The sequence below is a fragment of the Ammoniphilus sp. YIM 78166 genome (assembly GCF_004522215.1).
Taxonomy (GTDB): Bacteria; Bacillota; Bacilli; order Aneurinibacillales; family RAOX-1; genus YIM-78166.
The window spans coordinates 814697-838482 of record NZ_SDLR01000001.1; the positions used below are offsets into that span (position 1 = coordinate 814697).

At 44.3% G+C, this 23786-nt stretch carries 21 protein-coding genes; 15 read left to right on the forward strand and 6 right to left on the reverse strand.

The window, feature by feature from the left end:
- The first annotated feature begins 12 nt into the window (after positions 1-12).
- The 4 genes from EIZ58_RS04065 to EIZ58_RS04080 are packed head-to-tail and all read left to right on the forward strand — an operon-like array spanning position 13 to position 1589.
- Positions 13-834: a GvpL/GvpF family gas vesicle protein gene (locus tag EIZ58_RS04065; protein WP_134699221.1), complete on the forward strand. Its 822-nt coding sequence runs from the start codon at positions 13-15 to the stop codon at positions 832-834.
- A gap of 2 nt (positions 835-836) precedes the next feature.
- Entirely contained in the window at positions 837-1028 is a 192-nt protein-coding gene (gene gvpJ / locus EIZ58_RS04070) for a gas vesicle protein GvpJ (RefSeq protein ID WP_134699222.1), read from the forward strand.
- Positions 1009-1272, forward strand: a complete 264-nt coding sequence (locus EIZ58_RS04075) for a gas vesicle protein K (RefSeq protein WP_134699223.1) — start codon at positions 1009-1011, stop codon at positions 1270-1272. Before gvpJ ends, EIZ58_RS04075 begins: the two co-directional genes overlap by 20 nt.
- 2 nt (positions 1273-1274) lie before the next feature.
- Positions 1275-1589, forward strand: coding sequence for a gas vesicle protein (locus tag EIZ58_RS04080; RefSeq protein WP_134699224.1), 315 nt, complete (start codon positions 1275-1277; stop codon positions 1587-1589).
- Between the two features lie 8 nt (positions 1590-1597).
- On the opposite strand, the gene EIZ58_RS04085 is transcribed toward EIZ58_RS04080, so the two are convergent.
- The 4 genes from EIZ58_RS04085 to EIZ58_RS04100 form a co-directional block, all read right to left on the reverse strand.
- Positions 1598-2815, reverse strand: a complete 1218-nt coding sequence (locus EIZ58_RS04085; protein ID WP_134699225.1) for a sigma-54 interaction domain-containing protein — start codon at positions 2813-2815, stop codon at positions 1598-1600.
- A gap of 151 nt (positions 2816-2966) precedes the next feature.
- Complete coding sequence (locus EIZ58_RS04090) at positions 2967-4406, reverse strand: sigma-54-dependent transcriptional regulator (RefSeq protein ID WP_134699226.1); 1440 nt, start codon at positions 4404-4406, stop codon at positions 2967-2969.
- Positions 4403-5680: a sensor histidine kinase gene (locus EIZ58_RS04095; RefSeq protein WP_134699227.1), complete on the reverse strand. Its 1278-nt coding sequence runs from the start codon at positions 5678-5680 to the stop codon at positions 4403-4405. Before EIZ58_RS04095 ends, EIZ58_RS04090 begins: the two co-directional genes overlap by 4 nt.
- On the reverse strand, positions 5673-6839 hold the full coding sequence (locus EIZ58_RS04100; RefSeq protein ID WP_134699228.1) for an iron-containing alcohol dehydrogenase: 1167 nt from the start codon (positions 6837-6839) through the stop codon (positions 5673-5675). Before EIZ58_RS04100 ends, EIZ58_RS04095 begins: the two co-directional genes overlap by 8 nt.
- Before the next feature lie 191 nt (positions 6840-7030).
- On the opposite strand from EIZ58_RS04100, the gene EIZ58_RS04105 reads away from it, so the two are divergent.
- The gene (locus tag EIZ58_RS04105) at positions 7031-7885 is read left to right on the forward strand and encodes an AraC family transcriptional regulator (protein ID WP_134699229.1); all 855 of its coding nucleotides are present in this window, start codon (positions 7031-7033) and stop codon (positions 7883-7885) included.
- A gap of 45 nt (positions 7886-7930) precedes the next feature.
- On the opposite strand, the gene EIZ58_RS04110 is transcribed toward EIZ58_RS04105, so the two are convergent.
- A complete protein-coding gene (locus tag EIZ58_RS04110) occupies positions 7931-9988 on the reverse strand; it encodes an ABC transporter ATP-binding protein (RefSeq protein WP_134699230.1) in 2058 nt (685 codons plus the stop codon).
- On the reverse strand, positions 9985-11763 hold the full coding sequence (locus tag EIZ58_RS04115) for an ABC transporter ATP-binding protein (protein WP_134699231.1): 1779 nt from the start codon (positions 11761-11763) through the stop codon (positions 9985-9987). Before EIZ58_RS04115 ends, EIZ58_RS04110 begins: the two co-directional genes overlap by 4 nt.
- Positions 11764-12158: 395 nt before the next feature.
- Between EIZ58_RS04115 and EIZ58_RS04120 the strand changes: the two genes are divergently transcribed.
- From EIZ58_RS04120 to kduD, 10 genes are all read left to right on the forward strand, one after another.
- Complete coding sequence (locus EIZ58_RS04120; RefSeq protein WP_167577480.1) at positions 12159-12620, forward strand: hypothetical protein; 462 nt, start codon at positions 12159-12161, stop codon at positions 12618-12620.
- A 111-nt stretch (positions 12621-12731) separates the two neighbouring features.
- Positions 12732-14504 (forward strand): sensor histidine kinase, encoded by a 1773-nt coding sequence (locus tag EIZ58_RS04125; RefSeq protein WP_134699233.1) that lies wholly within the window; start codon positions 12732-12734, stop codon positions 14502-14504.
- Between the two features lie 9 nt (positions 14505-14513).
- Complete coding sequence (locus EIZ58_RS04130) at positions 14514-16091, forward strand: response regulator transcription factor (RefSeq protein ID WP_134699234.1); 1578 nt, start codon at positions 14514-14516, stop codon at positions 16089-16091.
- A gap of 14 nt (positions 16092-16105) precedes the next feature.
- Positions 16106-17446, forward strand: a complete 1341-nt coding sequence (locus tag EIZ58_RS04135) for an ABC transporter substrate-binding protein (protein ID WP_240688933.1) — start codon at positions 16106-16108, stop codon at positions 17444-17446.
- A 131-nt stretch (positions 17447-17577) separates the two neighbouring features.
- Entirely contained in the window at positions 17578-18525 is a 948-nt protein-coding gene (locus EIZ58_RS04140) for a carbohydrate ABC transporter permease (protein WP_134699235.1), read from the forward strand.
- A 6-nt stretch (positions 18526-18531) separates the two neighbouring features.
- The gene (locus EIZ58_RS04145; protein ID WP_134699236.1) at positions 18532-19365 is read left to right on the forward strand and encodes a carbohydrate ABC transporter permease; all 834 of its coding nucleotides are present in this window, start codon (positions 18532-18534) and stop codon (positions 19363-19365) included.
- Positions 19366-19398: 33 nt separating this feature from the next.
- A complete protein-coding gene (locus EIZ58_RS04150) occupies positions 19399-20751 on the forward strand; it encodes an ABC transporter substrate-binding protein (protein WP_134699237.1) in 1353 nt (450 codons plus the stop codon).
- Between the two features lie 282 nt (positions 20752-21033).
- Positions 21034-21864 carry a 5-dehydro-4-deoxy-D-glucuronate isomerase gene (gene kduI / locus EIZ58_RS04155; RefSeq protein WP_134699238.1) on the forward strand — a complete coding sequence of 277 codons (831 nt, stop codon included), beginning with the start codon at positions 21034-21036 and terminating at the stop codon, positions 21862-21864.
- 14 nt (positions 21865-21878) lie between these two features.
- A complete protein-coding gene (locus EIZ58_RS04160) occupies positions 21879-22979 on the forward strand; it encodes a glycoside hydrolase family 88/105 protein (protein ID WP_134699239.1) in 1101 nt (366 codons plus the stop codon).
- 6 nt (positions 22980-22985) lie between these two features.
- Positions 22986-23741 (forward strand): 2-dehydro-3-deoxy-D-gluconate 5-dehydrogenase KduD, encoded by a 756-nt coding sequence (kduD, locus tag EIZ58_RS04165; protein ID WP_134699240.1) that lies wholly within the window; start codon positions 22986-22988, stop codon positions 23739-23741.
- Positions 23742-23786: the final 45 nt, after the last annotated feature.

Here is a 23786-nt window from a genome sequence, read left to right on the forward strand (position 1 = left end):
GAGGAGTACGTCTTGAGCACCCTTGCGCGGTCCATATACATGTATGGACTGATTCCAACAAAAGAAACAAAACAAACCGATATTCCTGTATTCAGTGGTATAGATCACAGTAAAGGGTACTTGATAACCATTAGGGAAATATCGGCTATCGTTACAGAAGTGGATGCAACCGATTTCTCACAAGCACAGGTGGATACGCTAATAAAAAAAACCGAATGGCTGAGGGAAAAAGCCCTGCACCATCATGAGTGTATTGCACTCTTTCATAAGCTCTTTACCGTCTTCCCAATGACCTTTTGTACTGTATTCTCCAATCGGAACAATCTGATTGAGACGATGGACCAAAAATATGAAGAACTGGTAGAAAGATTAGCTTATCTTGAGCAAAAAGAGGAGTGGAACCTCAAACTATTCTGTAACCTAGATAGATTTAAAGCTTATGTTAGGCAGCATAATCCCGTCGTAGAGGATTATCAAGGCAAACTGCGTGGCATGTCGGCTGGAAAAAAATATATAATGCAGAAAAAACTCGAAGCGATTTTTAAAGCCGAATTGGAAAAAGAACAATGGAGAAGATGGGAAGTTGTCCATCAGGACCTTTTAGGTTGGGCGACCGATTCCCTCATCCGAAAGAACTGGGGTAAAGAGGTAACTCTTCGAGAGGAAGAGATGCTTTTTAATTATGATTACCTCGTCCATAAGGATTGTTCGAGTCAATTTTTAGAGAGGGTGATTGAAAAGAAAACCCTTTTAGCAGAACTTGGATGGAGTTTGGAGATATCAGGCCCTTGGCCGCCTTATCATTTTTCTAAGCATCAAAAGGGGGTCTCTTAAAGTTGGTAGAGGGTCATTTTAATGAAGACCTTACTTTGTTGGACCTGCTAGATGGGATTATTGATAAAGGAGCGGTACTAACTGGGGAATTGATCATATCAATTGCGGACATCGATCTAATTATTATTGATTTGAGATTACTTATTTCAACGATTGAGACGGTGATGAAACAATATGAGTCGGATCAAACTTGAGAGTAAAAGCGTGGAGCAGGGATTGGCAAAGTTAGTGTTAACCATAATAGAACTACTTCGGCAGTTATTGGAACGGCAGGCATTGCGAAGAATAGACCAAGGATCTCTCTCAGAAGATCAAATAGAACAACTAGGCTTAACCTTGATGAGGCTAGAGGAAAAAATGCTTGAGTTAAAGCTTATCTTCGGATTGGAAGAGGAAGAATTAAATATTGATCTAGGTCCGCTGGGGAAGCTGTTGTAGGTATGGCCATTCAATCAACATCACAATCGAGTAACCTATTGGAAGTGTTGGAAAAAATATTAGACAAAGGTGTTGTTATTGCAGGAGACATCAAAATTTCTTTAGCCGATGTAGATCTGCTTACAATTAGGATTCGATTATTAGTTGCTTCCGTAGATAAAGCGAGGGAAATTGGGCTAAATTGGTGGGAAAGCGATCCATATTATTCAGCTAAAGCAAATTATTTGCTAGAAGAAAATAAAAGATTGAGTAAACGAATACAGGAATTAGAATTGCTATCTGTAGTTGAAGACGATAAGAAAATAAAGGACCCGTAAGGGTCCCCTTAGGCAAAGGTTGAAATCGCATTCAACTTCCGATAAAGCGTGTTTCGGCCGATATTTAACATCTTGGCCGCCCGGCTGATGTTGCCATTGGTTTGTTTTAGTACCTGCTCTATAAGCTGCAGCTCATGTTCTTTGATGCTTGTGACAGGTTCTATTGCAACCGATTCCACTTGCGGGCAGCAAATCGACTGAAGAAGAGACCTTGTGATCGGCTGGCCATCGGCAAGAAGAGCAGCTTGTTGTAGGACATTTTGAAGCTCTCTAAAATTCCCGGACCAGGTGTGGCTCAAAATAAACTGTTGGGCGTCGTCTTGTAGAACGGCTTTTTCCCGCAGGAAGGGCAGCTTGGACAAGACATGCTCCGCCAGCAGAATTAAGTCTTGCCGATCCCGCAAGGCTGGCAGCTTTAAGTTGAAGCCATTTAAACGAAAGTATAAGTCGGCACGGAAGCGTCCAGCTTCAATTTCTTTTTGCAGGTCCTTGTGTGTAGCAGCAATGATTCGGACATCAATCGGTCTCGGCGAGATGCCGCCAATCCGAGTCACGCAACGCTCCTGTAACACGCGAAGTAAGGTGGCTTGTGCCGTTAAGGGCATATCTCCAATCTCGTCTAAGAAGAGGGTTCCTCCGTTGGCTGCTTCAAATTTTCCGGCTTGTCCGTTGCTCTTCGCGCCCGTAAAGGCGCCTTTCTCATAACCAAACAGTTCACTTTCTAACAGACTTTCTGGGATAGCGCTGCAATTGAGGGCAATGAAGGACTTGTCTGCACGTGGGCTTGCCCCGTGAATGGATTGGGCGAAAAGCTCTTTTCCCGTTCCGCTTTCCCCGTTAATGAGCAGACTGATATCAATCCTAGCGACCTTCTGGGCAATGGCGATGGTTTCTCTCATATGGGGATCGTCTTGTATAATATCGGAAAAGTGATATTGGTTCGTCAGGGTGTCTTTCGTTTTTTGAGTTTCTCCCTGCAGGATGGCTATGGACGAACCGTCAAGGTGACGAGTGGAGAAGACGACGTTCTTGCAGGCATATTTTTCTTGCTGATCCAGTTTGGTCATTAAGCCGGTAATGGCTTGCCCGAGAACGTCTTCTTCGGACCATCCGAGGGCAAACTTGGTTGCAGGATTAATGCGAACCACTCGACCCTTATCGTTGAGTGTAATCAGAGGAGATGGGTGCTGATCAAAAATAAATTCAAGATCTTTTATGATAGTCATCGAATCCTCCTGAGTGTTGAGTGATGTAACACTTATAAACTAAGCAAAATCCGTTCCAACTCAAACAAAGGGTAAACTTACTAAATTCACAGGAGAATGACAAAAAAACGGCAAATCTGAACGAAAAATCGTCCGCTGTGCCGTTTTTTTGTCAATTTTTCTCACTAAGAACATAACGAATCACGCGATTCGTCAAATTTAACTTTTGGGATAACAGCTTTCGATTTCCGTTGGTCTCCAAAAGCCCCTTTTGTATAATCTTGCGGCCTACTTCGATTTCAATTTTTTTAATCTTTTTCATGACCTCTTGATAGTCTAGTTCATCAATGGAAGGCAGACGTTGTACAAAGTTCTCAATGAACTGATCGATTTCACCGTTGATCCCATCCTCTAACAAAACGGAGGGGATATTTGGTGAAGAGTTTTCCTTTTCCCAAAGCATGGTTGGAAGAAAGTCGGACCGTATGGTCTTACAGTCATGGATGGCAATGGTCTGGTTTAGGATATTGATTAACTGACGGATATTCCCTGGCCAAGCATACGTTTTTAACACGTGTAGGGCGCTTGAGTCGATTTCGATTCTGCCCTCATATTTTTTTTCCAGGTAATGGCGACAAATAAGGGGTATATCTTCTGCCCGTTCACGGAGAGGGGGGAGATGAAGCTTGACCCCCTCTAATCGATACAACAGATCAGACCTGAACCGATGCTTTTCTACTTCTTCTTCTAGATTGCGATTAGTTGCAGCGATAAACCGAATATTGCTAGTAATGGGTGTCTCGCTGCCTACGCGCATGAACTCCCCGGTTTCCATCGCCCGAAGCAGTTTGACTTGGATAGGGAAAGGAGACTCCCCGATTTCATCAAGGAAGAGGGTTCCTTGATGAGCGAGCTCAAAAAATCCCTTGCGTGTTTTCACGGCATGGGTAAAAGCGCCTTTTTCATGGCCAAACAGTTCACTTTCCATCAAAGAATCAGGGATAGCTCCACAATTAATGCCGATAAAGGGACCCTGTGAACGCATGCTGGTCCCGTGGATAAAACGAGCCATCAATTCTTTTCCCGTACCTGTTTCCCCTTGGATGAGAACATTGATGTTCTTTTTTGCTAGTTTATAAGCGATAGACATCAGATTCGCCAAGGGGCTAGAAGTAGAGTAAGTGATTCCATATTGCAGCGCATGATAGGATAAGTCTTGTGGATCGTGTGTGGTGAATGAGTCCAGGATCGGGTTTAAAACATTTTCGAGTGCCTCTAGATCATCAAACGGCTTTTCCAAATAGTCTTTTGCACCGTTTTGAATAGCGGTGATCGCCGACTGAATGGTACTGTAGCCGGTCATGATGATGACCTCACAGGCTGGATATCTTTCCTTGAGTAAGGTTAGAAGCTCCAAGCCGTTGGCGTCTGGAAGCTTCAAATCTACCAAGGCTAGATGAAAGAGGGTAGCAGGATCCGAGAGAATGGCTTGAACCTCTCTACCGCTGTTGGCAATCCGAACTTCGCAGTTTTTTCCTTCCAGCAGATAGGTGAAAAAAGAAGTGACTTCCACTTCGTCATCAATCACAAGTACATGTCTTGTTTCTGTCATTGTTTAATCTCCTCGCTTGATATGGGGAGCATGATCGTAAATTGGGTATATTCTTGTTCTTTGCTCTCTACCTTGATTTGTCCATGGTGGGATTCAATAATCCCCAAACTGACGGACAGTCCTAATCCGGTTCCCTTAAGATTTTCCTTCGTGGTGAAGAAGGGATGAAAGATCTTGCCCATATCTTCTTCCTTAATGCCTGAGCCATTGTCATGTACCGTGAGCGTAATATAGCTCTTCCCTTCCATAAACAATACGTCCGTTATTATTTGGATTAAAGCATTCTCCTTGTCTTGTAAGGCATCCCGGGCATTCAAGAGCAAATTAATCAGGACTTGCTCAATTTGCTGTCGGCTCCCTTTAAGGGGAGGGAGTTTCGGGTTCTTACTAATCTCAACCATTACCCCGGATACCTTTAGCTGATAGCCAATCAGGCTGCAGACATCGTCAATGAGGCGGTCTACATCAATTTCTTCAAAGCGGTACTCATCCTGTCTGCTGAAGGTGAGAAGATTTTGGATAATTCTTTTGCTGCGAACACCGCACTGATAGACATCCTGTAGCATCCGGCTCGACCTTTCGTTTACCGTTTCCCTAAGTAGCAGTTGGGTGTTTCCGAGGATAGCTGTCAGCGGACTGTTCAGCTCATGGGCAACCCCTGCTGCCATTTCTCCGATTGCAGCCAGTTTCGCAGATTGGATAAGCTGGGCTTCTATTTTTACTTTTTCACAAACATCCTTATAAAGCAGAATATTTTCGATGGCCACGCCGGCATAATCTGCCACACTTCTAAAAAACTGCCCTTCCTCTTTTGGATAGGAATGGTGGCTAAGCATGGTGAGAAATCCAATGGCCTTATCGGAATGGCTACGTAACAACACTGAGGCCCTATCGTAGTCAGGAAATTCTCGTTCTAGAAGTTGATTTAAGCGTTTGACAGACAGCTTATCGTCCATGTTCCAGGACCGATGCATTGACCATGTGGTTCCGCCTGGCATTTCCATAGGGGCGATATAAAAAGATAAAGAAGAACGATCGACTAAAGTCAAGACGAGCAGCTTAAAGCTAATAACAGGGATTAACTGGACTGCTATATATTCCGTAACCTCTTCCCAAGACATATTTACATGAATCCGTGTCAGTTGATTTAATACTTCTAGCTGCTTATTTTTTCGCTGCATCTCATGAACCAAATGGGTGAGTTCAACGTAATAGTTTTTTCTCGAAGATTGAATTCCTGTTAGTTTCTCAAGCATCTCGAGCTTCTTATCCATGAGACCCTCCGCGGAGAGCCTGCTTGAAGAGGATACCGACCTCTTTTTCCGTTAGATCGCGTGGGTTGGTAATCATGCAAGCATCCTGTATGGCATTTCGGCTAAGGGCCTCGATTTGATCCACTTGTAGCCCGAGGATCGATAAGGATTCCGGGATCTCTAGATCCCTTGAGATTTCTTTGACCGCTTGAACCGCGCTGTGAGCAGCTTGGCTTAAGCTCATCCCTTCGGTGGAGATTCCAAATGCTTCTGCCATTTGCTTGTACTTATGCGGACAAGCAATCGCGTTGTACTCCATAACATAAGGTAGCAAGATCGCATTGGCCTCGCCGTGGGGTGTATCCAGAAAACCGCCCAGCTGATGGGACATGGCGTGTACAGCGCCAAGAATCGCGTTGGAGAACGCTATCCCAGCTTGCAGGCTCGCCATAGCCATAGCCTCTTTGGCTTCTTTGTTATATCGGCTGGCTGTAGAGGGTCGTAAATACTGGGAGATCAGCTTTATGGCATGGAGGGAATAGCCTTCAGTCAATGGTGTTGCAGCAAGGGAGATGTAGGATTCGATTGCATGGGTTAAGGCGTCCATTCCCGTGTTGGCGGTTAGGCGGCTATCTTTGCTCATCAGCGTTTCGGGATCGACAATGGCAATGTCAGGGATGAGAGATTTGGACACAATGGTCATTTTAAGCTTGCGAGTAGAATCTGTTATGATCGAGAATTGTGAAACTTCCGAGCCTGATCCCGCTGTGGTGGGAAGAACCACAATAGGGGGAAGCGGCCGTGAGATTTTATCCACGCCCTCATAATCGTGAATAGCTCCTCCATTGGTCGAGAGCAGGGCTACCGCTTTTGCCGCGTCTAGGGCACTGCCTCCACCGATGCCCAATACGGCATTGCAGTGGCTATCTTTATATTCTACTAACCCTCTGTCGATTTCATAGTCTTTGGGGTTTGGAGTGCTGCCAAGCCATAGATGATAGTCAAGGCCGCTCTGTTCCACATACCTTATGGCTTCCTGCACCCAGCGTTGTTCGGCGATGCCTTTATCACTGACAATAAATACTTTCTCTGCACCTAAACGACAGAGGCTTTCTCCCACTTGACTGATGGAACCGCTGCCAAAGATGATTTCCGGTGTGATAAACTTTGATATTTGCATGAAGTTCCTCCGTTTTCCTTTTCTCTCATTCTAAGACATGCAGACCCAGCCGCCAAGTATTTACAAAAAGTATTTTTATTGGACAAGCATGCCAGATTTTTATAATGATCTGTCATTTTGATTATAGATGGAATGTCTATAACCCTTTAAGCTTAAGATTAATAGAGCTAGGGTGAGGGGGCTTAAGGACCATGACAGATATCGGAGAGCTGGTAAAAAGGCTGAATCGATTGGTGTTTTCTTTGTTGTTGGTAGGCCATAAGAAATGTGATGCGACTTGGTACCAATCTCCCAGAGAGCATCCCTTTCATTCATTATGGCTTGTTGTCAAAGGGCGAGGGGAATTTACGATTGATGGAGTCCACTATCCTGTCGAGCAGGGGAAGCTTTTCTTTTTTACTCCAGGTATGGTCTGCGAGAGGGTATCAAACCCGGAAAATCCCTTAGAATATTATTTTTTGAGGTTTTCTTTCGCAGAAGCACATCAAGATAAAGAGGACTGGCAGCTGCTATCCTCCAAAAGTCTCCAGTTTCCCTTACGAGGGATGTATTCGCTCCAGAACCCATTGCCGATTATTAAGGTGGTTGAGCAATTGGATTATTACTGGAAGAGAAGAGGGTCCATCATTCAAATGAAACGCAAGATCTTTTTCCAAGAGCTTCTGCTACTCATTATGCAGGATCTACGGGTTCAAAAGATGGAAGGCGACACTAATATGATGCTTGATCGGACGATAGATTACATGGTGAACCACTATCAGGAAGCCGTCGCTCTGGAGAATCTGGCCAATATCGCGGGCCTAAGCTTAAGTCACTACTCACGACAGTTTAAAAAATATATGGGCTATACGCCCATGGAATATTTGACACATCTGAGAGTTGATCGTGCAAAAGAATTGCTCATATTATCTGATTATCGTTTGAAGGCGGTCGCGGAAAGTGTAGGCTACCAAGATGAGTTTTATTTCAGCCGGGTGTTCAAGAAAATCGAAGGTGTTTCCCCGACAGAATTTGTAAAGCTAAACAAAATGAGACCGGCTACTTAGCTCGTACAGGATAAATGGAAAGGGGTGGTCAAAAGCGACCACCCTTCATAAGGTTTTCCTAGAGGCTGAGCCCAGGCCTCTATTTTGGATCGAATACAACCGGGAATAAAACCCTTTTTTCTTCATTAATTGATGATGCGTTCCCATTTCTCGAATGCGCCCTTGATGCAGAACGATAATTTTATCCGCATGTTGAATCGTGGATAAGCGATGGGCGACGATTAAAGTGGTTCTGCCGTTTGACACTTGGCGGATTGCCCTCTGAACTTTTTGTTCGGTTTCCGTATCAATATGCGCCGTGGCTTCATCGAGGATCAAGATATCAGGCTCCGTGACGAAGGCTCTTAAAAAGGATAGCAGCTGTTGCTGACCGGAGGATAAAGTTAAGCCTTGTTCGCCAAGGGGCGTCTGATATTGATTAGGCAGCTTTTGAATAAATTCATCGGCTTGCAACGCTTTAGCCGCATGACGAATATCACGGGTGGGAAGTCCGTTTTGATCCAGCCGGATATTAAAGTCTACATCTCCCCGAAACATGAAGGTGTCCTGCTGGATAATGCCGATATGCTTTCTTAAGTCCTCCATGGCCATGTCACGGATATCAATTCCATCAATCTGAATACTTCCTTTTTGAATATCATAGAAGCGATTAATAAGCTGAATGATGGAACTTTTGCCCGCTCCCGTGGCCCCGACAAAGGCTACGGTTTCTCCAGGCTCGATATGAAAACTCAGATCCTTCAGCACCCAATTATCCTCATCATAAGCGAACCAAACTCGATCAAATTGGATGGCCCCTTGGACTTTCTCGGGAAGAGGAATCGTTTCGGATTTATTTAGAATTTTCGGCTTCTCTTCTAATACCTCAAAGATCCTCTCGGAAGAAGCCAGTGCTGTTTGGATTTGATTAAATCGGTCAGCTAGGTTCATTAGGGGTTGAAAGAATTCACGGGAATAGTGAGTGAAGGCATAAACGATCCCAAACGTAATTTCCCCGCCTAAAACGGATTTCCCACCATACCAGATGATAAGAGCAAGGGCAAGGTTGCCGAGAAAACCAATCAGGGGATTAAAGATGGAATTGATGACTGTCGTTCGCATCCCCGCACGGTAGTGCTCCTCATTAAGATCTCGAAATTTTTCCCACTGCTTGAATTCCCGCGTAAACATTTGGATCGTTTGCATCCCGGAAAGGTTCTCGGCGAGGTAGGAATTTAAGCGGGAGAGTACCGCTCGAATATAACGCTGGGCCTCGCGTGTAACCTTCTTATAATAAAGGGTGCTTACGACGAGCAAGGGAATCACGGTAAAGCAGATCAGGGTAAGTTTAAAGCTTAACTGTAGCATAATGATGACAATTCCAATAAGAATACAAATCTCTTTTACCAAATTGACAATCACTTGGGAATAAAGCTGGTTCAGCGCTTCAACATCATGGGATACCCTTGTTACAATCCGCCCGACCGGATTTCGGTCAAAGAAGCCAATGTGCATCTGCGTCAAATGGCGAAACACTTTTTCCCGAATATCAAATATAATTCGCTGCCCTGAATACTGAAGCATATTCGTCTGAAAATACTCCAATAGCGAAGCCCCAACTACGGTAAGAAGAAAGAAGATTCCCAGGTAAACCAACCCTGTATAGTCCTGTTGCCTGAAGAGCTCGAGGTCCGATTCGCTTAGCTTCGTTGCAGGGTACCGCAGGTCTTGGGATACAAGAAGGAGTTGCTGACCTTCATGAAGGAGAGCTGGTTCGTTTCCACTTCCTATCCATCCCGAAACCATGTAATGCTGGTCTTCTAAACGAATAATTTGAGCAGGAGAAAGGCCACCAATGTCCGTGTTGTGTTTTACTCGTGCGTAAGCTGCATGATTCCATTGGATGATCGGTTCCAGGCCCTTTTCTTTCAGCTCTTCCACGGAACCTGCAGCCATAGGGGATTGGATTCCATTGATGCGATCATCTATGGCTATTTTGATAATATAGGGGCGCGCCAGGGCTGCAAGGACGATTAAGCCAGCCATAAAAATAGCAATCAAAATGGTTCGTCGATAGGGCTTTGCAAACCGAAGCATCTGCCTCCATAACTGCCCATCTTTCATAGAGAGTGTCCTCCTTCACTCCATCTGCCCTCGTGCTCAAGATCAAAGCCTGCTTGCTGGATTTTGTACATCTGGGCATAAATCCCTTCTTGCTGGAGAAGAGAATAATGGTTTCCCTGTTCAATGATTCTTCCGTTATCCATGACAATGATCTGATTGCAATCCATGATAGTTGATATCCGGTGGCTAACCATGATGGTCGTTCTTCCCTGTTTTACCTTCCTAAGTCCCTCTAAAATTTGCTCTTCGGTTTGGGCATCGACAGCAGAAAGACTGTCATCGAAAATGAGAATGGGCGGATCCTTAATCACCGCTCTAGCAATACTCACTCTTTGACGCTGACCACCCGACAAGGAGGTTCCCCGTTCGCCTAATGGGGTGTCAAACTTCTTGGGAAAATGAACGATATTCTCGTAAACTTGGGCCAGTTTAGCTGCTTCCTCAATGTGGCTTTGCTGATAGCTCTTGGGGTCAAAAGCGATATTTTCAGCAATCGTTGTAGAAAATAAAAAGTTTTCTTGGGGAACGAAACCAATGGATTCCCTTAGAACACGGAGAGGGATCTGTGAGATTTCTAGCCCGTCAATGAAGATCGTTCCCTTCGGCGGATTATACATTCTCATCAGCAAGTTCACGAGAGTGGTTTTCCCGCTGCCAACCTTTCCGACGATCGCGATGCTGCTCCCCTGTGGAATGCTAAGATTAATGTCTCTAAGCGTAGGGGAGTGGTCCCCCGGATAGGTGAAGCTTAAATGAGAGACTTGAATGCTCCCGTTAAGGGAGGTAATGGGCAATACTTCAACATCGTCCTGGACTGCGGGCTTCAGAGCTAAAATTTCCCGTAATCGAAGATCCGCAGCTCTTCCTCTTTGCAAAGTATTGATCACTTTCCCGAGGTTTTCTACCGGAGAGACCAGGAAAGATAGGTATGTATTAAAAGCAACGAATTCCCCCAGCGTAATGGTTCCTCTCATGGTTAGAATTCCTCCAAATAAAACCGAGATCAGGTAGCTTAGCCCTACAATGCCTTGGCTGATGGAAGTGAATAAAGAGTTCGAGCGAATGAGATTGCGGTTTGCCATGACGTTATTTTGATTATCTTCCATAAATTTCTTCATCTGATCCTGTTCCTGCACGTAGGCTTTGACTACTCTGATGCCGGCGCAAAACTCCTGAACTCGGCTGGCCAATAGGCCGATAGCCTCTTGGACTCTTAAGGAGCGTTCTTGAATCTGGAATCGAAATTTATAGGCCATGTAGGATAGAGCGGGCAGAGGCAGCATAACGAGCAGGGTAAGGGAGGCGTGAATGGTTGTAGACATTGCAATTACCGTAACGGTGATCAAGATCACGGCTTCCACGGTCATAAAAACGCCTTGCATGGCCACATCGCGAGTCACGTTCACATCGTTAATCGCATGAGACATCAGATCCCCGATGCGTTGCCGCTTGTAATATTCTGGGGGCATCTTCTCCCATTGCTGAAATAGCCGATCCCGAATGTTCCTTTCGAGCTGCCGTGATAAGCGGAAAATATAAATTCGGCTGGTAGAACGAAAGAAAGCCACTCCGAATCCGATGGCTGTAATCCATAAAGCAAGCTGAAAGGTGTCAAAAAAGGTGATCGTTAGGGATTGTACTCCATTCGTAAACTTTTCCAGTAAACGAGGAATAACAAGCTGCAGTAAGCAAGATATGGACAATAAGGCAGCTCCAAAGAGATACTTTCCTTTATGCAAACGGACATATTCAGCGAATAATGATCGTGAGCCCAAGCGCTTCCTCCTCCTTAGAAAAAAGGTTGTGCCTATAGATTAAGGCTTTATAAGAGGTCTATCCATGGATAATAGCGCTGTATTTCATGGATTATTTTGATGCTTGGGGAAACCTGCATAATCATTTCCTCTTACTCTCCTTACTGGAATACAATCCGATTTTATTGATTATAGACAATATTTGTCTAATCTAATATAAGTAAATTCATAACATTCTTTTTTTTGAGGTCAAGCATGGAGGAATTCGAAAAGTATATTCACACCGTAAAAGAGTTTGCTGATCATGTGCTCCGCTATGGAAAAGACCAGTATGGAGAATCGTCAACCCCCTTATTTGTTGATGGGCTAAACGTAACCACCTATGAACCCGTCAAATGGCTTTCAGAGGGAATGGAATGGATACTCTCCACTTTGATAAAGAAGATAATACGATTCATCCGATCCTGACAGATGGTACACGATTAACCGGGCTCATCATGGAAAAAAGCGGATACTACGGAAAGCAAGGAGAAGCCTTGCCTTCGGAGCGGGCGAATCTCTTATGGATGTGGTCGTATGCCAAAGGATATCGATTATCAAGGAATATACAGCTATGGGAAATTGCCCGAAGCGTAGGAAACAATTGGGAGTTGGGGGATATCGGTGAAGCTCCGGGCGAAGAGCCACGGCTAAATGAATGGTCGGCTTGTTCGGATCCTATTGGAATTTATGCCTTGATCGAGCTGTATCGCGCAATCGGTAAAAAAGCCTACCTAAATCTGGCTCAAAGAATTGCGGATAACATCATTGCTTTCAAGTTCCATAAGGGCTTTTTCCTGCCAATTAAACCGTTTCCGTTTGAAGCGGTTTTTTTCTAGCTGGTTTTATTTGTTTTACAAATTCAATATATTCACTATTCCCAAATAAAAAAAATACGATAAAATAGAAATACATAAATTCTATTCTTGGAGATCAAACTGAGGTGCATTTTGAAACCGTTTATTACGAGAGTTTTTTTTTCATCGTTTAAATCTACGATTTTGACCTTGTTTCTGCCGATTATTGTGATCTGTATCTTGGTAACAGGGTTTGTCTCTTACTTTTTGGCATCCAGCCAATTGCAGGAAAATGCTTTTAAGAGTATTAATGATACTGTCTTTCAAACGAAGAGCTATTTGGATAACCAATTGCGCGATGTTTTCGAACAGCTGGTAGCGCTGTCAAATCATCCGGATACACTGTCTGTCATAGCCAGGCATCCATCGGATATTGGTCCTTCGGATTATATAAGAATGGACACCCACTTAAGCCGGATCGCTTCTTTCAATCCGATCATAGAATCCGCATTAATTCATCTCCATGATGGTAAGTTCGTGCTTTTTCGCAGCGATGATCAGTGGGCTAAGGTGCGTTTTTCCTATCCTGATTATCGCGAACGATTCCAGGGGGGACAGGAAGATTTCTATTGGCAGAATCTTCACCAAGATGACATCTTTATCAGCTCGCGCGAGGAAAGTGAAGTGGTTAGCGTATTCAAGCTGATTGGAAAAGAACAGGCAAAGGCGAATGGGGTCCTCTTGTTTCATATCAATCGAGACTTTTTTCGCAACGTATTCAACGACTCACTCATCGGAGAAAACGGATACTTAGTTTTAGTGAACCAAGAGGGCGTAATGAGCTTTAAACAAGTAGATGAGGAGTACCAGCTTAATGATGAGGTGCTGAAACATCTACAGGGCATCACCAAGGACCAGGGACGCTTTGAATTTCAAAAGCCGAATGGAAAAAAAATGTTGGTGATCTATGATACGCTCAGCGTCAATCGTTGGAAGGTAGCGGCCGTGTTCCCAGAAGAGGATCTTCTGAAGCGTGTTGATTACATTAAAGTCGTGACCTTGATCGTGGCTGTCCTACTCATTATTGTGGCTGTGTTTCTAGCCAGCATGATTGCCAGATACATTACCCGGCCCATTTCCTACCTTGTCAACAGCATGAAGGGGTTTGAAAAAGGCAATATGGAAGTGAAGCTCGATGTGGTGGGAGCTAGTGAAATCGGGCTATTGTATAAGGGAGTTCGGGATTTGGTGGTTCGAGTCAATCGTTTGCTGGATCAGATTCGCGCTGAGCAGGAGACGAAACGGCAATTGGAGCTTGCCGTGATGCAAGCGCAGATTAATCCTCACTTTCTTTACAATACCTTATATTCCATCAAAGGGCTTTCGGACATGGGATTAAACAAGGAAGCAAGCTCCATGGTCACCGCGTTGTCTAACTTTTTCCGAATCGGAATCAGTCGAGGGCAAGAGATTATCAGAGTGCAAGAAGAAGTTGAGCATATCAGCAACTACATGTTCATTCAGGAAATGCGCTACGGCGATGATTTCTCCTATGACATCGAGGTTGAACCCAGAATCTTGCATGGACAAATGATCAAGTTAACCCTGCAACCCTTGATTGAAAACGCTATTTATCACGGAGTGAAGCAAACGAGAGGGATTGGACATATTCAAGTGAATGGGTATCTCCTTGACGAGGATATTTGCTTCGAGGTCAAAGATAACGGGGCAGGCATGAGTAAGGAACGACTAGAGGAAATCCGAAAAGGCTTAAGTGATAAGGACCCAGCCAAACTAGGCTTCGGTGTACGGAGCGTTCATGAACGGATTCAGCTCCATTATGGAGAGAAGTATGGACTGACAATTGACAGCGAGGAAGGAAAAGGGACGATAGTCAAAGTCTTAATTCCTCTGTTGGAAGGATAGGTGAATGAAATGTACAAGCTTGTAATTGTAGACGATGACCGTATTATACGTCGAGGCCTATCAAGTATTTCGTGGGAAGACTATGGTTACCAACTGGTGGGGGAAGCCCCTGACGGGGAAAGAGGATTAGAGGTGATTGCCGAGGAGCGGCCGCACATCGTCATTTCGGATATCAAGATGCCGTTTATGGATGGGTTGGAAATGTCTCGGATTATCAAAGAAAAGTATCCCGAAATCAAGGTGATCCTGCTTACGGGCTACGATGACTTTAAATTCGCGCAGGAAGCAATTAAACTTAGAGCTTATGACTATCTTCTCAAACCGGTAGACCGAGAAGTGCTCATCGAAAAGGTAAAGCTCGCTTCAATGGAATGGGAAAATGAGAGAAAAGCGGAAAAGCAAATTAAGGAAGGTATGCCCTTTCTTCGCCAGCGATTTCTAAAAAGGCTCTTCTATCAGCAGGGTCGGCAGGGAGACTTGCAGAAGGAGATGGAGTTTCTTGGCATCAACCTGACTGGTCGTCATATGGCTGCATGCTTAATTAAGCTCGACGAATATAAGCAAGCCGAGATAATGGAAAAGGAAATGCTTAAGTACTGCGTATTTAATATTGTTGAAGAAATCCTGCATAAAGAAAATCACGGGTTAGTGTATGATTCTGAAAGCGATGAGCTTATCGTGCTGTACACTAATGATGAAGAAGTAGATGAAGCACGTCAGGGTTTCTATCGTTTCGCCGAACATATTCGGGAGAACGTCAGTCTTTATCTGAAGACAACGGTGACAATCGCTCTTGGACGAATGTATGGTGACATATCGGAGGTTGCATTATCTTACGAAGAGGCTCGCTCGGCGATTGAATTTCGCCATTTGATTGGAAAGGATCAAGTGTTTTCCATCGAGGATACGGGTTTGGCTCCTAATCCAACTGCGAATAAAAGCAAAGGGTTGGAGAATGAGCTGGTCTTGAAAGTCAAGCTTGGCTTGGCTCAGGAAGTGAAGGATCTCCTGTTGAATATGCATGAGCAATGGCGTGAGGAGAAAAAGTCCCTGCATCACGTTCGACTCATGGCCCTGCAACTGGTTGTCCTGCTGTTCCGCGAGGCAGAGGAGTGGGCTAAGGATTGGGTGGAGGATCACCGTGAGGATCTAGGTACCCATTACCATGAAATTCATGAGCTGCAAACGGCACAGGAAATTGTGGCGAAGTTAGAAGAAACGACGTCCAGTTTGTTATCCTTTGTTAAACAACAGCGAGAGAGCCAGAAGAATGCGACTGTTGATAAGGCTATGAGATATATAGAAGAAAACTTCCATCAGGAGGGACTTTCCCTGCAGGATGTTGCCAAAGAGGTTCATATTAGTCCGACCTATTTAAGCATTCTATTTAAGCAAGACAAGAACATCAACTTTTCGGAATTCGTTCTAGAAACGAGAATGAAGAAAGCCATGGAGCTTCTTCGACAACAAAATCTCAAGGCTTATGAAGTGGCCGAAATGGTAGGCTATAACAATCCGCAATATTTTAGCGTAAGTTTTAAAAAATATACCGGGTATTCGCCACTGGACTTTAAAAAACAAGCATAAGGGGATGAGAGGAATTGAAGGTTCGTACCCTTTTAAGATTGAGTTTAACAGGGATGTTCCTACTAGCCGGCTGTGGATCCACTCCTGACTATACCATCATCGTAGACGGGACCGAAGATTCTCAAGCACCTGAAGAGGATGAAGTGGTGTTAACCTTCTGGGACTCCAATGCTGGCCCCCAGAGAACTCCCTATTATCAGGAGCTAATCACGCAATTTGAAGAACAACATCCCAATATTCGGGTGGAGTACGTGGGGATACCTAACAAAACCAATATCCAGAAGTACAATGCTGCCATCGCGGCTAACGATACTCCGGATGTGGCTGAAATCTATCCGAGCTGGCTCGCTTCGTTTACGCAACGGGGAGCCCTGCTCCCTTTGGATCCTTTTTTTGAGGAATGGAGCGAAAAGGAAAAGATCAGCAAAGAGGCAATCCAGTTTAACCGAGAAGTCGTGGCTGATCAACAGCTCTATGCTATACCGAATACACAAAACATGGATATTCTATGGTACCGTAAGGATTGGTACGAAGAAAAAGGGGTCAAACCGCCTGAAACGTGGGATGAATTCTTCACTTCTGTGAAAACGCTAACCGATAAGAAACTCGATCGCTATGGTTATACTATTCGGGGTGGAAAAGGAAGTTCTTTTCAGCTTCAACGAATGATGTATGCGTATTCAGGGATTGATCTGTATTTCGACGCTCAGGGAAAAAGCACCATCAACGATCCCCTGCATGTAGAGTTTTTGAAAAAGTACATGAGTTTGTATAAACAGTACACGCCGGAAACAGATGTAACGAACTCATATAAGGAAATGCTTGCCGTTTTTGTTACAGGAAACGCAGCGTTGGTACAACATAATATCGGCTCTTACGCCGAAAATAGTCAAAAGCTGAGACCAGAGGAGTTTGCGGCACTGCCTTTGCCTAAGACGGTTCAAGGACGTTTTGTAGTTGAAGGTGGAAATACGAGCGGATATGGGATCTTTAAAAATACGGAGCATCCTAAGGAAGCTTGGCAATTGGTCAGCTTTCTATCTTCCGCGCAAGCTCAAAGCTACTGGAACCAGCAAATCGGCCAACTGCCTACGCATTCCGATGTGTTAAAAGAGTCATGGGTGAGAGAGGCCGAGCATATTCAAACCGCCTTCCGTGTGCTCGAAGATCCTGCAACCCGGTACTACAATCCGCCTTTTTACTTGCCTGAGTACCGCTCTATCCTCGATAATATTGTGGACCCAGGCATTCAGTCGGTGTTGAGCCAAAAGAAGTCGATAGAGGAATTTTTGTATGAATGGGCGAATGCCATGGAAAAATCGAAACAGAAGTATGAAAGTGCTCTTAAAAAATAAGAGCGCTTTTTTTTTCATTTTTTAAAATGATATAAAAATCTAAAACGTTTCCCTAAAGATATTTAATTCTGGAAAAACGTCGAAACCACTACAATAAAGCTATAGCAAACGACGAGAAAGGAGAGCTTACGATGCAGAATGGATTACGCTTACAAAAAGATGTAAAGCTGTCGACCCCGGTTCAAGCTAAGGGAAGTCAAAAGTTTAAACTTGAAAATTGGCTTCCTTACTTGTTCCTTACGCCCACCACGTTACTAATTCTTGGCTTTTTGATTTACCCTTTTACTAACGTGTTTTATTACAGTCTTCAACACTATAATCTAAACACACCTTTTTACAACGGATTTATTGGGTTAGAGAACTTCGTTACTCTCTTTAATGACCCGCAGTTCTACTCTAGTTTAGGAATCACCTTTAAATGGGTAACATCCCAAGTCCTACTCCAATTGGTCTTCGGAATGGTGCTTGCCTTAATTCTCAATCAATCGTTCCGTTTCCGGGCCTTCATCCGCGCGGCTGCCTTCACCCCTTGGGCTATCTCCGGAGTATTAGCCTCTGTTATGTGGTCGTTGATGTATAACGAGCATATGGGAGTTATCAACGATATGTTCCAAAGGGTTGGGTTGATTGAACAAAACAGAGCTTGGTTGGCAGATTCAGCCACAGTATTCATCTCCGTTGTCATTGCCGAGTTATGGAGAGGGATTCCGTTCTTCGCCATTACCTTGTTGGCAGGACTACAAAGTATCCCGGAAGAGCTTTATGAAGCTGCGAAAGTGGATGGAGCGGGAAGATGGAAAACATACTGGTACATTACGCTTCCGCAATTGAAGAATACGATTGTCTTAACAACATTGCTCCGTACGGTTTGGGAGTTTAATAACGTAGATCTCATTTTTAACCTCACAGGCGGCGGGCCAGCGCATCAGACTACGACACTAACCATGTATATAGCAGAACAAGCTATACACGGAAACAACTTCGGCTATGGATCAGCTTTAACCGTAGTATCTTGCGGAATTCTACTTATCTTCGCTGTTGTTTATCTGAAGGTTACTCGTTATGAGAGGGAGGGTTAAGCTAACATGAATTTTTCTATCAAATCAGATCGCATCTTGTTTTTCTACGCTCCGCTGATCATGATGATGTCGTTCACCTTGTTCCCTTTTTACTGGACGATTAATACCGCTCTAAAGCATGAAGGGGACATCATCAAGCGGCCACTCGAGTACTTCCCAAGTTCGTTTACTTTAGACAACTTCGTATCAGCTTGGACGAATGTCGGATTTTCAGTTTACTTTAAGAACAGCCTATTTATCGGGGTTTGCACCATGGCGATCGTGCTTGTCCTTTCGATCTTGGGGGGGTATGCACTAAGTCGTTACCAGTTCAAAGGGAAACGTGCCTTTCTTCTTATGCTGCTAGCTACGCAGTTCGTACCAAGAGCCATGCTGATTATACCGTTGTTCATCATCTTTAAGAATCTTGGGTTGATCAGTAATCCTTTATCCTTGATTATCACGTATGCAGTTATTGAACTTCCGTTTACAACGATTTTGATGATGGGCTTTATCTCAAATGTACCGCGAGAGCTAGAGGAAGCGGCGATGATCGACGGCTGTAACAGATTGCAAGCCATCCGCCATGCAGTATTCCCGCTCTTACTGCCAGGAATTGTAGCGACAGGCGTGTTTACCTTCATCTACACCTGGAACGAATTCTTACTTGCACTAATGCTAACCAATCAGCAATCAAAGTTTACGCTCCCTATTGGGTTAAGTTATATGATGGGTGAATTCAACATCAATTATGGAACTCTTGCAGCGGGTAGTGTAATCGCTATCATCCCAGCTATCATTCTTTTCGCTTATGCGCAGAAGTACTTAGTCAACGGCTTGGGTGGAGCAGTAAAAGGATAAAAAACAAAAAAACAACATTGGAGGTCAAATCAGATGAAGAAAAAATGGTATCAATCTTTCCTTGCAACAAGCTTAGCCGCTACCCTTTTACTGACCGGTTGTGGAGGGGGCTCTCAACCCTCTACAGCAATTAAGGAGGAAGGCCCGAAGCCTGCAGAGGCTCCTGTTGAAAACGTTAAAATTACATTCTGGGACGAAAATGCTGGACCTCAACGTACACCTTATTACGAAGAGTTGATTAAGCAATTCGAAGCAGAAAATCCAAACATTAAAGTCGAGTATGTGGGGATCCCGAATAAGTCCTCCAAGCAAAAGTATGATGCCTCTATCGCAGCGAATGATACACCAGATGTAGGGGGCGTACAAACAAGCTGGATCGCAGATTTCTCCGCGAGAGAAGCACTAGTTCCTCTAGATGATTACTTTAACCAATGGGAAGATAAAGAAAAGATCAACCGCGGTGCGATCGACTTCAACCGTTCTGTTTCTCTAGACGGAAAGTTATATCAAATTCCTACAACGCAAAACCTTGATATCCTATGGTATCGTCCAGACTGGTATCAAGAAGCAGGTCTGAAGGCTCCTGAAAATTGGGATGAGTTCTTCACGGCAGTAGAAAAAATGACCGATAAAGGGCAAACCCGATTCGGATTCACGATTCGTGGCGGAAAGGGAGGATCCTTCCAGCTTCAACGTATGATGTATGCGTACTCCGGAATTGGTGAGTACTTTGATACAAATGGAAAAAGCACAGTTAACGATCCGAAGCACGTTGAATTCGTAAAGCAATACCTTGGCATTTACAAGCAATACACCCCTGAAAGTGATATCACAAATGCTTATAAAGAAATGATTGCTGGCTTTGATACAGGGGCTGTGGCATTGGTACAGCACAACATCGGTTCTTTTGCCGAGCATGAAAAGGCTCTTCAGCCAGGTCAGTTTGCAGCCCTTCCACTTCCTAAGACTGCTGACGGTAAGTACACGGTAGAAGGCGGAAACACAAACGGTTATGCAATTTTCAAGACCACGAAGCACCCAGATGCAGCATGGAAATTCGTAAGCTTCCTTGCTAACGCAAAGAGCCAAAGTTACTGGAACCAAAACATCGGTCAGATTCCTACACACTCCGACGTGTTGAACGAGCAATGGGTTAAAGATGCACAGCATATTCAAACCGCATTTACAGTTCTAGAAGATCCGAACACCGTATTCTACAACCCGCCGTTCTATCTTCCAGACTACCGCTCTATCCTAGACAACGTGGTTGATCCTGGTATCCAAGGTGTTATGAGTGGCAAGAAGACTGTAGAAGACTTCCTAAATGAGTGGGCAGCAGCAATGGAAAAGTCTAAGCAACAGTTTGATGCTGTAATGAAGAAGTAATGAGATTCGTAGCTTCCAAAAAGTCGCCTGGGCGCGACTTTTTGGGCTATCACTTGGTTGGGCTGGGCGGACATAGGGTTCGCTATTATCGTGAGAAAGGGCACATCTGGCTGGATATAGGACATTGAGTTCGTTATTTGTCTAAAAACGGGATGTATGAGTAGTATTTTTACTAAATAACGGAGCCTATGTCCGATCACCTTTCAATATTTAAAATGATAGCCATTTAGCGGATCTCATGTCCGCATCGGAATAAAACATACAAAAAGGAGAGAAATAACAATGGAAATCAGACATGCAGGAAACCCGACAGATGCAAAACACTATACTACGGAGAGATTAAGAAAAGAGTTCCTAATCGAGAGCTTGTTTGTAGACGGGGAAGTAAAAATGGTTTATACACACTATGATCGCTTTATTATGGGTGGTGCGGTTCCTACTCAAGGAAAGTTATATGTGGAAGCTGCCGATCAATTAAAGACGGACTACTTTTTAGAGCGCCGTGAAATGGCTGTTATTAATATTGGAAATCCCGGATTGGTTCGAGTGGACGGAGAAGATTATGAATTAGGGAAGAAAGACTGCCTGTATATTGGCCTTGGCAAGCAAGAAGTAACATTCCAAAGTGTAGATCCAGCGAATCCTGCTCGTTTCTACTTTGTATCTTCCACGGCTCATAAAGAATACCCAACAAAAAAGCTGGGCATTGAGCAAGCTGAGCCGACACATCTGGGATCGGACAGTGAATCCAACAAGCGAACCATCTACAAGTATGTTCATGCTGATGGAATTCAGAGCTGCCAGTTGATGCTTGGCATGACGATTTTGGAGCCCAACAACATGTGGAACACCATGCCAGCACACCTTCATGACCGTCGTATGGAAGCCTATCTCTACTTTGATATGGATGCAAACGCTAGAGTATTCCACTTCATGGGTGAGCCGAGCGAAACACGCCACTTAGTGGTTGCCAACGAGCAAGCCGTAATTTCTCCAAGCTGGTCTATTCATTCAGGAGTAGGTACGAGCAACTATACCTTTATTTGGGCGATGGCCGGTGAGAACTACACGTTCAAGGACATGGACTTTGTGGAAATGAAAGACTTGAAGTAGGGGGAGGAAGAAGCATGATTGATTTGAATGTGAGCCGCTACCTTGAAATTGCAGAGCAAGCCTGTCAGGAACTCATGAAGACTTATTCGCCAAGCGAATTGCCACCGGCAAATCATTGGCACTACCATCAGGGTGTATTTTTATATGGGATGCAGCGAGTCTGGGAGAAAACAGGCAAAGAGGAATATTTCCAATATATCAAAGCGTATATTGATTTATTAGTAGATGAAGAAGGTAATTTCCTATTTGATCGCGATCAATTGGATTCCATCCAAGTGGGAATCTTATTATTTCCTTTATTAGAAAGAACAGAGGATAAGCGTTATCAAATCGCTGCCGACAAGTTAAGAAATTTATTTCATACGTTAAATAAAACCTCTGAAGGCGGTTTTTGGCATAAGGATAAGTATCCTTATCAGATGTGGTTGGATGGGTTGTACATGGAGGGGCCGTTTGCCCTTCTGTACAGCCGTAAGTTCAACCAGCCTGAGTTGGTTGATATGGTGGTTTATCAGGGATCTCTAATGAGATCTCATATGAAGCATGAAACGGGATTGTTGTTCCATGCGTGGGACGAGAAAAAGGCACAGCCATGGGCTAATAAGGAAACAGGTTGTTCTCCTGAGTTTTGGGGTAGATCCGTAGGTTGGTATGGTACGGCCTTGGTGGATATTTTGGAGTTAATGCCAGAAGACCATCCAGGACGTGCAGATTTCATTCAATCCTTACAAGATTATGTTCGTGGGTTAGCACAGTTCCAAGATGAGAAAACCGGTCTGTGGTATCAAGTCGTGGACAAAGGGGATCGAGCGGATAACTGGCTTGAATCTTCGTGCACCAGCTTATTCGTCTACACCATCGCCAAAGCAGTAGAAGCTGGATATATTGATGCGGAATATTTGAAAGTGGCACAAAAAGCGTACCAAGGACTGTTAGACCATATGATCGTGTCTGAAGAAGGTAAGTGGATCATGAAGGGCATTTGTATTGGAACGTCTGCAGGGGATTATGACTATTACGTAGGTCGACCAACTTCAGAGAACGACCTACATGGAGTAGGGGCCTTTATCTTGGCTACGATGGCGCTTGAAAAACTTGTTGGAAGGGAGGCTTAATCGAGGATGAGCCGTTTGTTTAATCTTGAAGGAAAAACTGCCTTAGTAACCGGTGCTAGAACAGGGATCGGTCAGGCTATGGCTGTCGGTTTGGCTGAGGCAGGGGCGAACCTGATTCTTCTTGGACATCAGGACAACATGCAAGAAACGGAAGCCAAGATACGAGATCTGGGCAGAAGCTATGAGACGGTTTTGATTGATCTTTCTCGTACGGATGAATTAGTGGAAAAAGCAGAACAGCTAGCTAGCCAATTCCAAATTGACATTCTTGTAAACAATGCGGGAATCATTCGAAGAGAACCTGCAGCCCACCACTCGCTTGAAAATTGGAAAGCAGTGATTGACACAAATCTAAATTCCGTCTTTATTTTGTCTCAAGCATTAGCTAAGCCCATGCTTGAGCGCAGAAGCGGAAAAATCATTAATGTAGCCTCCCTTCTGTCATTCCAAGGCGGCATTAATGTGCCGGGCTATACTTCTGCTAAGCATGCCGTGGCTGGCTTGACCAAAGCATTGGCGAATGAATGGGCACCTCACGGAGTGCAAGTCAATGCCATAGCCCCAGGCTATATTGAAACGAATAATACCGAAGCCTTGCGCAAGGATGAAGAGCGCAGTGCATCGATTCTAGCACGGATTCCTGCCGCTCGCTGGGGAAGTCCTGAGGACTTAGCTGGAGCTGCTGTTTATTTAGCATCACCAGCATCGAATTACGTGACAGGCCATGTTCTTGTTGTTGACGGTGGATGGATGGCGAGATAAAAGAAAGAAGGTGTCCTTAAAAAAAGGACACCTTCTTTTCCACTC

Bases quoted from the DNA above. Each gene is read 5' to 3' on its own strand.
- EIZ58_RS04075 (WP_134699223.1), top strand. From the start codon at position 1,009: ATGAGTCGGATCAAACTTGAGAGTAAAAGCGTGGAGCAGGGATTGGCA.
- EIZ58_RS04080 (WP_134699224.1), top strand. From the start codon at position 1,275: ATGGCCATTCAATCAACATCACAATCGAGTAACCTATTGGAAGTGTTG.
- EIZ58_RS04085 (WP_134699225.1), bottom strand. From the start codon at position 2,815: ATGACTATCATAAAAGATCTTGAATTTATTTTTGATCAGCACCCATCT.
- EIZ58_RS04090 (WP_134699226.1), bottom strand. From the start codon at position 4,406: ATGACAGAAACAAGACATGTACTTGTGATTGATGACGAAGTGGAAGTC.
- EIZ58_RS04095 (WP_134699227.1), bottom strand. From the start codon at position 5,680: ATGGATAAGAAGCTCGAGATGCTTGAGAAACTAACAGGAATTCAATCT.
- EIZ58_RS04100 (WP_134699228.1), bottom strand. From the start codon at position 6,839: ATGCAAATATCAAAGTTTATCACACCGGAAATCATCTTTGGCAGCGGT.
- EIZ58_RS04105 (WP_134699229.1), top strand. From the start codon at position 7,031: ATGACAGATATCGGAGAGCTGGTAAAAAGGCTGAATCGATTGGTGTTT.
- EIZ58_RS04110 (WP_134699230.1), bottom strand. From the start codon at position 9,988: ATGAAAGATGGGCAGTTATGGAGGCAGATGCTTCGGTTTGCAAAGCCC.
- EIZ58_RS04120 (WP_167577480.1), top strand. From the start codon at position 12,159: ATGGATACTCTCCACTTTGATAAAGAAGATAATACGATTCATCCGATC.
- EIZ58_RS04130 (WP_134699234.1), top strand. From the start codon at position 14,514: ATGTACAAGCTTGTAATTGTAGACGATGACCGTATTATACGTCGAGGC.
- EIZ58_RS04140 (WP_134699235.1), top strand. From the start codon at position 17,578: ATGCAGAATGGATTACGCTTACAAAAAGATGTAAAGCTGTCGACCCCG.
- EIZ58_RS04145 (WP_134699236.1), top strand. From the start codon at position 18,532: ATGAATTTTTCTATCAAATCAGATCGCATCTTGTTTTTCTACGCTCCG.
- EIZ58_RS04150 (WP_134699237.1), top strand. From the start codon at position 19,399: ATGAAGAAAAAATGGTATCAATCTTTCCTTGCAACAAGCTTAGCCGCT.
- kduI (WP_134699238.1), top strand. From the start codon at position 21,034: ATGGAAATCAGACATGCAGGAAACCCGACAGATGCAAAACACTATACT.
- EIZ58_RS04160 (WP_134699239.1), top strand. From the start codon at position 21,879: ATGATTGATTTGAATGTGAGCCGCTACCTTGAAATTGCAGAGCAAGCC.
- kduD (WP_134699240.1), top strand. From the start codon at position 22,986: ATGAGCCGTTTGTTTAATCTTGAAGGAAAAACTGCCTTAGTAACCGGT.